The sequence below is a fragment of the Bradyrhizobium sp. CCBAU 45384 genome, from assembly GCF_028128665.1.
Classification (GTDB): domain Bacteria; phylum Pseudomonadota; class Alphaproteobacteria; order Rhizobiales; family Xanthobacteraceae; genus Bradyrhizobium; species Bradyrhizobium manausense.
Genome location: NZ_LBIZ01000069.1, coordinates 1 through 12,028, shown reverse-complemented (window position 1 = coordinate 12,028; position 12,028 = coordinate 1). Strand labels below are relative to the sequence as shown.

General features: G+C 61.4%; 11 protein-coding genes and 1 pseudogene. 7 read left to right on the top strand and 5 right to left on the bottom strand.

Annotation, left to right across the window (positions count from 1 at the left end; genetic code table 11):
• Positions 1–382 precede the first annotated feature (382 nt).
• The 4 genes from XH80_RS03525 to XH80_RS03510 all read left to right on the top strand — a co-directional run bounded on the left by XH80_RS03525 (position 383) and on the right by XH80_RS03510 (position 6,380).
• The gene (locus tag XH80_RS03525; RefSeq protein WP_271597350.1) at positions 383–820 is read left to right on the top strand and encodes a DUF2231 domain-containing protein; all 438 of its coding nucleotides are present in this window, start codon (positions 383–385) and stop codon (positions 818–820) included.
• Complete coding sequence (locus tag XH80_RS03520) at positions 817–2,139, top strand: PQQ-dependent sugar dehydrogenase (protein ID WP_271597349.1); 1,323 nt, start codon at positions 817–819, stop codon at positions 2,137–2,139. Before XH80_RS03525 ends, XH80_RS03520 begins: the two co-directional genes overlap by 4 nt.
• 500 nt (positions 2,140–2,639) lie before the next feature.
• A complete protein-coding gene (locus tag XH80_RS03515; RefSeq protein ID WP_271597348.1) occupies positions 2,640–5,435 on the top strand; it encodes a response regulator in 2,796 nt (931 codons plus the stop codon).
• A 651-nt stretch (positions 5,436–6,086) separates the two neighbouring features.
• A complete protein-coding gene (locus XH80_RS03510; RefSeq protein ID WP_271597347.1) occupies positions 6,087–6,380 on the top strand; it encodes a hypothetical protein in 294 nt (97 codons plus the stop codon).
• Between the two features lie 151 nt (positions 6,381–6,531).
• On the opposite strand, the gene XH80_RS03505 is transcribed toward XH80_RS03510, so the two are convergent.
• Genes XH80_RS03505 through XH80_RS03490 form a run of 4 tightly spaced genes read right to left on the bottom strand, consistent with a single transcriptional unit; the run spans position 6,532 to position 9,284 of the window.
• Complete coding sequence (locus XH80_RS03505; protein WP_271597346.1) at positions 6,532–7,254, bottom strand: hypothetical protein; 723 nt, start codon at positions 7,252–7,254, stop codon at positions 6,532–6,534.
• Complete coding sequence (locus XH80_RS03500) at positions 7,251–7,667, bottom strand: phage holin family protein (protein WP_057745562.1); 417 nt, start codon at positions 7,665–7,667, stop codon at positions 7,251–7,253. Before XH80_RS03500 ends, XH80_RS03505 begins: the two co-directional genes overlap by 4 nt.
• Positions 7,664–8,326 (bottom strand): hypothetical protein, encoded by a 663-nt coding sequence (locus tag XH80_RS03495; protein ID WP_271597345.1) that lies wholly within the window; start codon positions 8,324–8,326, stop codon positions 7,664–7,666. Before XH80_RS03495 ends, XH80_RS03500 begins: the two co-directional genes overlap by 4 nt.
• A gap of 10 nt (positions 8,327–8,336) precedes the next feature.
• Positions 8,337–9,284, bottom strand: coding sequence for a DUF3618 domain-containing protein (locus XH80_RS03490; protein WP_271597344.1), 948 nt, complete (start codon positions 9,282–9,284; stop codon positions 8,337–8,339).
• Between the two features lie 413 nt (positions 9,285–9,697).
• On the opposite strand from XH80_RS03490, the gene XH80_RS03485 reads away from it, so the two are divergent.
• The 3 genes from XH80_RS03485 to XH80_RS03475 all read left to right on the top strand — a co-directional run bounded on the left by XH80_RS03485 (position 9,698) and on the right by XH80_RS03475 (position 11,701).
• Positions 9,698–10,045: a response regulator gene (locus XH80_RS03485; RefSeq protein ID WP_271597343.1), complete on the top strand. Its 348-nt coding sequence runs from the start codon at positions 9,698–9,700 to the stop codon at positions 10,043–10,045.
• A 32-nt stretch (positions 10,046–10,077) separates the two neighbouring features.
• Complete coding sequence (locus XH80_RS03480) at positions 10,078–10,263, top strand: photosystem reaction center subunit H (RefSeq protein WP_083514119.1); 186 nt, start codon at positions 10,078–10,080, stop codon at positions 10,261–10,263.
• Positions 10,264–11,089: 826 nt separating this feature from the next.
• Positions 11,090–11,701, top strand: coding sequence for an HdeD family acid-resistance protein (locus tag XH80_RS03475; protein ID WP_271597342.1), 612 nt, complete (start codon positions 11,090–11,092; stop codon positions 11,699–11,701).
• A gap of 199 nt (positions 11,702–11,900) precedes the next feature.
• Here the strand turns inward: XH80_RS03475 and XH80_RS03470 are convergent.
• A pseudogene (locus tag XH80_RS03470) lies at positions 11,901–12,028 on the bottom strand (transposase); the annotation flags it as partial.

Sequence of the window (12,028 nt, the reverse complement as noted above, 5' to 3'; positions counted from 1 at the left end):
CCTCACCGTTGACGGCCCAAACACACCATCCGGCGCCGCGGCGAAACCGCTGCGCGAAGCGAGCAGCAACGCCGGCAGCACTGCCGACCCTTGAACAAGCTGGCGTCGGTTCACATGCCCTCCTACTCGCTCCTGCTGCCGCGGCCATGCAACACCCACCGCGCCCGCGAGTTCCATGGCCGGATCGACCACGGAAAACGGACGAAATTGGACGAGCTCAAACTCCTCCGCCTTCCAGAACGGCTGATGGCCCGCGCTTAACCGATGGTCGCCAGCGCCCCCGCCGGTAGGTAGGAACTGCCCGAGTGCTCCCGCGTTCCCGCCACGTCTGAATTCAGCGAATGCGCCGGCTTGGCGCGGCGGCGATGCCTTCGGAGGACAAATGTCGAGATTGGCGCCCGGAGCCGCTCCCAGATCGCTGCTGCATCCCGGCTTCATCGGTGCCGGATCAACCCTGCTGATCGCAGGGTTGGCGACCGATATCATGTACTGGAATACGTCGAACTGGCAGTGGGCCAATTCGTCAACATGGTTGATCGCGGCAGGCTTGGTCCTGGCTCTGTTCGCCACCATCATCCTGATCATCGATTTTCTCACCAGCCGAGCTGGACGGATCAATTGGGTCCCCTTCCTGCTCGTGGCAGCGGCGGCGCTGCTGTCGCTCGTGAATGTCTTCGTTCACAGTCGCGACGCCTGGACCTCGGTAGTGCCGCAGGGGATTTCGCTCTCCGCGATCGTGACGATTCTGCTCCTGATGGCCGCCGCCACCGGTTGGAAGGTGACAACGGTTCGTACCACCGCGACCGGAGACAGCCTGTGACCCATGCAATGCTTCGAGCCTTGCCAGCCCTCTGCGCCCTCCTCGCGCTGACCGCCTGCAGCGACCAAGGCGGTGATCCAATGCGGCAATACGGGTCAGATCCCTATCTGCCGGAGCCTCAGAACTACTTGTTGCCACCCATGAGCGTTCCCAAGGAGATTGGCTGGAAACCAGGGGAGACGCCAACGGTCGCGGGAGGATTGAAAGTTCAGGCAATGGCGACAGGGCTGATGCATCCTCGCATCGTCTATCCTCTGCCGAACGGCGACGTCCTCGTTGTCGAGGGCAACAGCCCCGGCACCACACCTTTCCGGCCCAAGGACTTCATCCAAGGCAAGGTTAAGGCGCGGGCCGGAACCGCCGGCAAGGGCGGCAACCGCATCACACTGCTTCGCGATGCCGACGGAGATGGAACGCCGGAGCAGCAAACAATACTCGTCGACCACCTCCACTCACCCTACGGCGTGGCTTATGTGGACGGCACACTCTACGTAGCCAACACGGACGCGATCATGGCGTTCAAATACACGCTCGGACAGACCAAGATCACCGAGCCAGGTTCGCAGCTTGCGGACCTTCCTGCCGGACCGATCGACCACCACTGGACGAAGGCGATGGCTGCGAGCTCCGATGGATCCAAGCTCTACGTTGGGGTCGGGTCGAACAGCAACATCACCGAAAACGGCCTCGACGCCGAAGAGGGTCGCGCCGCGATCTATCAGGTCGACCGCCAGACTGGTGCCAAGCGCATCTTTGCTTCGGGTACGCGCAACCCAACTAATCTGGCGGTCGATCCCGAAACTGGCCGGTTGTTTGCGGTGGTGAACGAGCGGGACGAGATCGGCCCGGATCTTGTCCCGGACTATCTCACAATGGTGCAGGAGGGCGCCTTCTATGGCTGGCCTTACAGCTATTGGGGCCAGCACATTGACGTCCGAGTCCATCCGCAGAGACCTGACCTTGTGGCCAAGGCCGTCAAGCCCGACTACGGCCTAAGTTCTCACGTGGCCGCGCTCGGCCTTGCATTCAGCAAAGGCGAGACGCTATCTCCGAAGTTCGACAACGGCATCTTTGTCGGCGAGCACGGCAGTTGGGACCGCAGCCCGGTCAACGGTTACCAGGTCATTTTCGTGCCGCTGGTGAATGGGCGACCGGAGGGCAAACCTGTCCCCGTCGTCAGCGGATTTCTCGGCAATGATACCGACACGGTGCGTGGTCGACCCGTGGGCGTAGCGCTTGACCGCACCGGTGCGCTGCTGATTGCCGACGATACCGGCAACGCGGTGTGGCGCGTCAGCGCGCAAAATTCGGCTCGCTAGTCCAGACGATCGTACCTCGGCCTATCCTGTCCTAAAACGATCGTCGGGTTCACGGCAGTCCAAGCCAAGTGAGTAATTGAGCGCTCCCTCCTCCATCTGTCGCTGTCGCCTTTCGGTCCAGTACGACCTGTGGTAGCTTGCTTCTATCATCGGTCGAGGCTTTGTCCGTAGGCACCGGTGGCTGAGAGACCGAGCGAGCTCCCGCCTGCATAATTGGGAGCACAGCCATGCCGCACCAAAAGCCCATCGGACGCTTGCTTGCAATCGCTCGCCGGGGACCTTCGGGCCAACATAAGTCACTACCAGTCGCGCCAATCTAGGAACGGCGCGCTATCGCTGCTCATTGTGCTGGCGATCAGTCCGTATGCCACCGCATCTGGACCGCGATGACATCATCTCGCGCGATCGAGATCGAGGTGGCCACTTGGCCGGAGCCAGTTCGCTGCACATTGAATGCGTCAGGGTTCGCGAGCACTCTTGGCTCATCTCAGGAGGTCATCATGACCACGCCTGAAGGCCAGACCAGTACACTGGATGGACTTGACGATTGCGTGATTACGGCGGAGCTGGCCCGGCGCCCGTGCAAGGCCCCGGACTATGAGGCCGAGAACCGGGCCCTGACTGCTCTGGTTCAAGATATGACCGCCGAGCCGCGTGCCGTGCTTCAGAAATGCGCCGAGTTGGCCGTGTTGCTATGCCATGCCGACTCCGCTGGCATCAGCCTTCCCGAACGTGGCGACCGGGTTTTCCGCTGGCGCGCCATTAGCGGCGAGCTCGCGGCCGAGGCTGGCCGTACCGTGCCTGATGACGCTCGCCTGAGCGAGGCCGTGATCGCTCGCAACAGCGTAGTCCTGTTCCGCGAAGGGGAGCGGCTCTTTCCCGGGATGACGGGACATGGACCGCATGTCTACGAGGTCCTGCTGGCGCCCTGGCATGCGCGCGGGGAGCCGGTCGGCGCGCTCTGGGCGATGAAGCATACGCCGGAGGGGCAATTCGACGGGGAAGATGCCCGCCTGTTGCAAAGCCTTTCCCACACCGCGGCCGGCACCTTCCAGACTACCGAGGCGTTGGATAAAGCAGAAGCCCGCTGCATGGAACTGCAGCGGCGGATTGAGGACCGCACCCGCGACCTCTCGGAAGCCCAAGAAAGCGCGCGAAAAAGCGAAGCCAGACTCGCGCAAGAGCTCGAAGGTGCTCGTCAGCTCCAGCAGGTCAGCTTGGAGCTGCTCTCCAACCGCCCTGAGCTTCTCTACGAGCAAATTCTCGATGCGGCCATGGCGGTGATGCGCTCACAGGGTGCGAGCATGCAGATACTTGAGCCGGATACGGGGATTTTGAAGCTGCTGGCCTGGCGCGGCTTTCATCCGGACGCGGCGGCGTTCTGGGATCGCGTCGACTGCAACTCGGCGAGCACGTGCGGCGAAGCGCTGAAGACAGGACGGCGCATTCTCGTCAGCGACACCGAGACCTGCACCTTCATGGCGGGGACCGAGGACCTGGAGGCCTACCGCCTCTCCAGCCTGCGCGCGGTCCAGTCGACGCCGCTGCAGTCTCGCAATGGCCGCGCGCTCGGCATGGTCTCGACCCATTGGCGGGAGCCGCACGAGCCCAGCAAGGACGATTTCAGCCGCTTCGATGTGCTGGGCCGGGAAGCGGCCGACCTGATCGAGCGGGCGCAAACCGAAGCGGCCTTGCGCGAGAGCGAAGCGCGGCTAAAGGCTGCGGTCGACTTGGTAGAATTGGGCCGCTATTCCTGGAACCCTCAAACCAATGAGCTGAAATGGGACGAAAAGTGCCGGGCAATGTGGGGCCTTCCAGCGGATGCGACCGTGGATTACGACACCTGGCTCACAGCGGTGCATCCGGAGGATGTGGGAGCTGTCGAGGCTGCTATTCAACGATGTACCGATCCGCAGGGCGACGGGGTTTACGACGTCGAATATCGGGTGCTCGGCAATGACCGCGGGGAGCGTTGGATCGCGACGCGTGGCCAGACGCAGTTCGAGAATGACAAGCCCGTTTGGTTTTATGGTGTCGTGATCGATGTCACCGACCGAAAACGTATTGAGAAAAGACTCGAGCGCCGCGTCGAAGCACGAACTCGGGAGCTGGAAGAGGCCAATAACGCGCTGCGCTCTCAGATAGAGAAATGGGAGATCGCCGAAGCCGAGGTCCAGCAGTTGCAGCGGCTCGATGCGATCGGGCAGATCACATCAGGCGTGGCGCACGATTTCAACAACCTGCTGAGCGTGGTGCTCACCAATGCGCGCCTGCTTTCCCATACGGTGCAAGGGCCTTACGATCAGGAAGGCATCGAGTTGATCCGGTCTGCTGCCGATCGGGGTGCGAAGCTCATTGCGCAACTCCTCGCCTTTTCGCGGCAACAGCGGCTTGAGCCCGACCAGGTCGATCTGAACAGCAGGATCGCCGGAATGGGCGATCTGCTCGGCGTCACCCTGGGCGGGAGGGTGCAACTCAAAACGATATTTGCTCCGGACCTCTGGCCCGCTTTGGTCGATCCAAACCAAATCGAGATGATCGTTCTCAATCTTGCCATCAACGCCAGGGACGCGATGCAGCCCGGCGGCACGCTCACCATCGAGACGTTCAACACCGTTATCGAAAGCGAGTCCTTCCGGCCGGAAGAGCCGTCGCCGGGAGACTACGTGGTTCTCGCCGTCAAGGATACCGGCACCGGTATCCCAGACGATTCCCTGCTGCATGTTTTCGAGCCGTTTTTCACGACGAAGGAACCGGGAAAGGGCTCGGGCCTCGGATTGGCACAAGTCTTCGGTTTTGCTAAACAGTCCGGGGGTGGCGTGCGTATTGAGACCCGCCTCGGCCAGGGTACTGCGGTGAAGGTCTTCTTGCCGCGCGCTGCGATCGACGCTGCTGATCACCATGCGGACTCCGTTGATGCGAGCAAACGTCTGCAGACCACGACGCGACTGCGTGTTCTGGTCGTGGATGACGACAAGGCTGTTCTGAGGTCCACGGTCAGGATGCTCGATGTTCTCGGATATGCAGCGGTGTCGGCGGAGAGCAGCAGCGAAGCGCTCCGCGTGCTCGCAAGCAATCAGGAAATAGATCTCGTTCTCGCGGACTTCGCGATGCCGGAAATGAGCGGCGGCGAGGTTGCGAAAGCGATCCGCGCGATGCGGCCAATTTTGCCGGTCGTCCTCATGAGCGGCTATCGTGATCTGAATGTCCGGAAGGAATTCAACGACCTGCGAATAATTTTGAAGCCATTCACGGAAAACGACCTAGTTAACGCGATCAGCGCCGCACTAAAATAGGGCGAGCTTCGATATCGGTTGTTGTGCCCATCGCTTCCATCATGGCGTCGCGGCGAGATGTCCGAAGGCGGAGGTAAACAGGAAACGCCCGATCGCAACGGCGCTTTTTGACCAAAAGCGAGCTATCTCCGGGGTGGCAATTGACAGATCTCCTGAAGCCCAGTCCGCGCAGCGGCGTCCCGGCGGCGGGCTCGTTCCGCTGCGATCATGAGGATCGTCAACAGCTGGACCTGGCCAAAATCTTCCGATGCACACGTTGCCAATGCGAAGGCGATGTGCGGTGCCTCTTCGGCCGACGCTTCGACCAAACCTAGGTTTACGCGCGACGTCTCGCGGCTCGGTTTGGCGCGTCGACAGGAACGATGTCGGAAGGACAGGATTGTGTCGTGATTTCCCCAAGTGAGAGGCCGACGCGATGCGCCCAAACCTGTTCGGTGACTGCGCGGCAGTGCTCCTGTCGGTCTCATCCGCTGGGAAGGTGCTGGCAGGTCGTTCGCATCTCGAAGCGTGTGGCCACTTCATTGCGTGGCGGACGGACCGCGACCCTCCACTACCCAGCGGTGCAGCGCGCATAAATGGGATGGCGAAACGGATGGCGCGCTACGGGGAACAACGGGCGGGCGACGTTGGTTTCCTGCCCAGGAGCATTCCATGAGATTGAGGAAATCGATCGAACGTCTCGGACCTTATCAGTCGCTGCTCCTGCTGGCAGTTCCGGTGGCGACCGTAGAACCACTGAAACTCGTCGCGGTGGCGGTGGCCGGCAAAGGCCACTGGATTACAGGTACGGCGATGATGGTTGCGTGCTACGCGCTTAGCCTTCTCGTGGTCGAGCGACTTTTCATCATCGTCAAACCGAAGCTGCTCACAATTCCATGGTTCGCGAAAGTCTGGGAAGCGTTCGTGTCGGTCCGTACGCGCGCTTGGGGCGCCTTCAGAGGGTAGATCGGGCTTCGCGAAGACTCCAAAGCATCGCCATTGGAGTGCGCCGGCTGCGGCCTCTGGAATGAGTCGTGAGATTCGGCGGCTCATTTTCGGCCGCCTGGCTCAAGATTTAGAACTGCGAGATAGTGGCCCATCGCAAGGCCGTCCGGCCTCACGACTGCTTTGCCTTTTCCTTGGCTGCTTTGACGGCATCCGTTCCCGCTTGCTTCATCCGATCCACCGCCTCGGCACCCATATCGCCCGCCTCCGCCACCAGCGTATCGGCCGCTTCGCGCAGCGCCTTCGACACGGCAGTCCCACGCCTGCTCAGATCATCCTTCACCTCGTCGCTGACCCCGCCGATGTACTCGTCTTCGATCTGAGACGTTCGAAACGCGCCCGCGAGTGCGGCGCCGATGGCCAAGCCGATGGCGCCGATGACTAGCGGCTGCCTCTCCATAATCTCGCCGAGCGAAGACTGAGCTTTCGCCAAGGTCTCTGCTGTGCCCACGTTGGCGAACCGTTCGCGAGCGTAAGCTACGCCTTCCTCGAAATGGTCCCGGACGCCCTCCGCCGCATCAGACATCGTGTCGGCTGCAGATCCGGCGGCCGAGCGTATCGTCCCGCCCGCATCGCTCCCCTCATAGTCAAACTCCGGGGCAGTCGGCGGTGCTGCCGTCCGCTGCAAGCCCGAGGCGGCAGCCCGAAGATTGCTCGCGCTGGTGTCGACGACATCTGACGCGACGTTGGCAGCTGATCGTGCAGCACCCTTAATCTTCTCGTCGCCAACCAGCAGCCAGAGTGCTCCAGCCCCGATCAGCGCGGCGGAGAGCGGGTTTTCTCGGGCCGCAGCGAGGAGACTGTCAAAAAAACCGGTTTGCGCACCACCGCTCATCGCACCATTCCCTTCACAGTGTCCTTGTCTTTTTCAAGCTGCCGTATCGTCTCCTGCGGCGTGAGGTTGCGCGGGTCCAGCCGCTTCACGCCAACAGCAAACAAGGCGCCCGATATGGCGGCCGCGACAATCGCCGCGCTTAAGTAGGCCAATGTCGGCGACCACCCGGCACTGATCAGCGCCGATGACAACGCGAACAATGCCATCACTACGGCAGGTATAACCAGGACTGCGCCTCCGGCAAATAGTCCAACGGCTCCACCGAGCCTCTGCACCTTTTCCGCAAGTTCGGCCTTCGCCAGATCAAGCTCATTCTGGAAAAGCTTCGCGACCTGAGCCATTGCGTCGCCGACGAGTCCCGAAATTTTGTGAAGATCGTTCTCGCCGGTTTCGATATCGTGCTTGATGCTCATGATGCGCCACCATTCCCCGAAGGTGACTTCTGCTGCTGTCCAGTCGTCGATTCCGTCGAGTTTTGGCCACTGAAGCCGCTCGCGTAGGCGGCTCTCTGCCCAGATGAGCCAGCTCCTGCGGCTGTCGTCGAGCCCGTTCGCTGTGAGGTCGAGGAGCCGCCCGAAGCCTTTAGAAAGCGTACTGCGGCGAACCCGGCCAAAACGGACAGGCCTAGAAATGCCGCGGGTTGCCGCTTCGCAAAATCGGTCGCACCGCCCACGAGTTCGCGGAAGCTGCCGTCGCGAACCTTCGCGGCCGCTTCTTCCACGTAGTCCGCAGCTGAATTGATCCCTCGTGCGGCGAATGGCACGTCAGTCTCGAAGGCGCCGGCGGCCTGGCGGAAGTTGCCCGCTAGGCGCTCGATGAAATCGGCGCCCGCTCGCTGTTGTTCCCGCGCACGCTCTTGGATTTGGTCGACGGTACCACTCGCGACGTCCTTAGCGGCATCGGTGGCTTCGCTGAACCCGTCACGGGCCATGTCCGCCGATGCCTGCAGGGCCTCCGTGGCGCGCTGCTTCATCTCGGCCCCGGCGTCCCCAACCTGATCCTTCAGGCTTGTGGAGGAGTTGTTCTTACCTTTGTTGAAGTTGGCCGGTTTGATCACATCTGAATCGCTCATGTTCTGTCTCTCAGGTGCTCGATTTTGAGGGTGGGCTGAATGCTGCGTCGACGGCCTCGCCCGCCGCCTCCTTGAGGTTGTCGGCAAAATTGCGTGTCATGCGGCTCGCGTGCCGCCCGAGATCGGCTTCACTCACAGATCTCGTGGCAGCATCGGCGGCAGACAACGTGGCCTCCTTGGCTGCCTCGAAACCGGATTGAGCCATTTCGCTTGCCGCCTCCTTAAGGCTGTCGCTGGTCGGGCCTGCCGTCCTGTCCTCGAATTTCGTTTCCGGGAGCGCGGCCGCAATCATGGCTCCGATGGCGATACCGAGTCCTCCAATCAGCGCGGCATTGTCGCCGACGATCTGGCGCGCCTGTTCCGGAGCGGCGGTCGCCGAATCCCTGATGGCGTCCATTCCCCCGGTGATCTTGGTAGCTACTGTTCCAGCCGCCTCCGTTGCTCGCGTCTTGAGGTCGTCGGCCGCCGTCTTGGCCGCGTCCATCGCATCGTTGACTGCGCCGGCGGCCCGTCCTTGGAATTCGGAAAATTTCGCCTTCGCCTGCACTCCCTCGGCAGTTTGGCCGATGAATCGGCCCGCACCATCCACCAGCGGCGACGCCGCTCCAGCAGCCCGCTCGCGGACGCTCTTGGAGGTAAGAGCGAGGCCCGCAGCAATCATGAGAAGCGGCAGGGGTACACCTCGCGCCAATCGCAGCAGAGGCACGGCCACTGCGGTGCCCGCGGCGATCGCATGCATCGGGTTGTCCATCGCCTGCTGTTTGAGCCCTTCGACCCAGCCTTGAGCTTTGTCGTTCACATACTCCGACACTTCCGATTTGACGTGCTGGGGCGAGACCATCTGACGCAGATCCCGCGTCGTTTCGGAGATCCCCTGCTTCAGACGGTCGACCGTGGCCGCCAACTCTGCCCGGCTACGCTCGGACTCGCGTCGTAGCTCCTCCACCGATCGAGTCATGTTCGTCCTCTTGGTCTTGTTTTCAATTGTTGTCTCGAGGACGAACTCACCTTCTGTTGGATCGTTCCTAGTAGCCGCTCCAACCACTCCGCGACCAAACAAGCAGGAAAGCACTGCGGAGGAACGCAACCGGGATAGCCAGGTCCGATCACTGTCACATCGCCACGTCTCCACGATCGACTATTCTAGACCCTCGGAAAGAACGCGCGATCTCGGCCTACCCGTCCTCGAATTGCCTGCGGCTCGTCTGGAGAGATAAGGCTTGGTGTCCTTAGGAACGCTGGAACCGGCGGCGAATTGTTATGCGCTGGTTTGCTGGCTGCATCGGCGAGCGGCCCTTTCCCGCGGGGAAGGGACCACGATTTTGCGCAAGGTCCTCATGTCGTGGACGAAGAGCGCGAGCGGAGGATAACTTGCGGGTTCTTGTAGCAGAGGACGAAGACCTGATCCGTGACGTGGTGGTGGACATTCTGGAGGCGCACGGACATCAAGTGATGGAGGCCGATAGCGGCGAACGCGCGCTCCAGCTCTGCGCGCAGGCCGCACCCGAACTTCTATTCACCGATATAAGGTTGGCCGGCACTTTGTCGGGATGGGATGTAGCCATCAAATGTAGGGAGTCGAATCCACGCATCCCGGTCATCTACGCGACCGGCTACACTCACACCGCGCCGCGTCCGGTATCGGGCAGTGTCATGCTTCAAAAGCCATTCAGACTTGAACGCCTTCTTGAGGCGATGAAGTCGCTCACCGGCAAGTAGCGGTGCCCGAAGTGACGGGTGACCAGCGAGCTATGAACATCCTTGCCGAGCTACATGAAGCTGAGGAAGAGCTGATAGGGCGCGCCGTCATCTTGACGGACGGTAAGGCAGGTTCGATTGAACGCCTATTTCTCGACGACATTCATGGGCTGCGCATATCCATAGTTGGACATGATGGTCAGTGGCCCATTTCAACGATCAAGAAAATTGAGGGTTGATCGCCGGCCATGAATCCAGCAGGACATCGGAGTGGACCGCGCGCACGCCCCCGACGCTTTCTTCCCATGCGATGTCAGCCGGGACCATATGGCCGGAGGATATTCTGCCGCCCAGACTGGTGTCAGCGTGTCCGGCGCTCATGGCCTCACGCTCTTCACTTTTACCGCGATCCAATTGAGAACCGTCAATGCGCGGCCCCTTAGCCTTTGCGATGAACCAAACGCGGTGTCCACCATCGCTGCCTTTCCCGGGCGTCCTCCCTTGACTTGGACCGCCAGCACACAGCTGAGCGGTCCTTTCTTTCTCCACGCGAGTGAGAGACAGGCGTCGCCGGCGCGGATCCACGCACAGCACAGCGGCCACAATGCCCGGCCGGACGAAGAGGCCGAGCAGTTCTGTCGATCGCTCCCACCGATGGTACCGATCAGCACGATCGTCCCCCTCTACGAAGGGTGGCCGGGGTCCAAGTGGTAGAGCGGCGTCTTCTTCGCGCGCTGCGGCGTCATCTTGGCGGGGTCTGGCGCTCCGGGAACGCCGCGCGGCCCCAACATCTCCCGTTGAATGTCATCTTCTGACTTCTCGGGTTCAACGCCGTTCATGGGACGGTCTTTCGGCACGCTCTTCTCCTTGCCTCTGCAGAGGTACTCGCGCCCCTGCTCATCATACTGCTCAAGGGCGGTTCTGCCATCTAGAAGTAATACGTAAGACTCTACGATCCGAATTCTCTCGGAGCGCTCAAAGCTTGATAGCTGTCAAGGCACGTCCTGGCGGCAGGTCGCTAGTATGGCGGGGACCTGGAACCGACGGCTATTCTTGGAGCTAGACATGACCAGCACGACGTTCAACAGCAATGCTGACTTCAACATCGACTCCGCCTCCGCGATGCTTGCCAAGAATTGGTGGCTGTTCCTGCTGCGGGGCATCTTCGGAATTATCTTCGGGTTGCTCGCTTTTCTCTTTCCGGGGCCCACCATGCTTTCGCTGGCGTTGTTGTTCTCGGCTTACATGTTGGTCGACGGCATAGCAGGAATCATTTCCGCCGTTCGGGCGATGCGACGGAAGGATGAATGGGGACTGCTGATATTTGAAGGCCTTCTTAATATCGCCGTCGGCGTTGCAGCCTTTGTCTGGCCTGGCCTGACGGTGCTTGCCTTTGTTTTTCTGGTCGCCGCCTGGGCGGTCATCTCAGGCGCGCTGATGCTGGCTGCTGGCTTTCGCCTCAAGCTTGACCATGGCCGCTGGTGGATGGTTCTGGGCGGGCTGTTGTCTCTCGTTTACGGCGCGCTGCTGGCTGCTATGCCGCTGATCGGGGCAGTGGTACTTACGTGGTGGATGGGAGCCTACGCGATGGCCTTCGGTATTGCGCTGGTCGTTCTGTCCTTCAAGTTGCGCGCCCGCCAGAACGAGCAGACTGGCTCCTCCGCCGTGGCGGCGTGAGGGATGAGCGGACCTCCGCCAGACGGCGGCGCGTCGTCGCAGATTGGGCCATGTGTGGACGTATATGGACCCCGCCCGATTGCAACGACCGGCTTGATCAGGATCGACGGCCACAACTGCTGACGTATATCCGGCTTCTTGATGCGGCTGGACAACGTCTCCGCCGCGAGCCTCGATGGTTTTCGCCCGCTTCCACCTCAACCAGGCTGCGCAAATAGCGATCGCCTTGCTTGCTGATACTGCTAAGCTTGTCCTTGCCCCCGCTCGAGTTCTGCTTCGGCACGAGCCCAACCCAGGCCGAGAAGTCCCGTCCCGATCGGAAGGCGT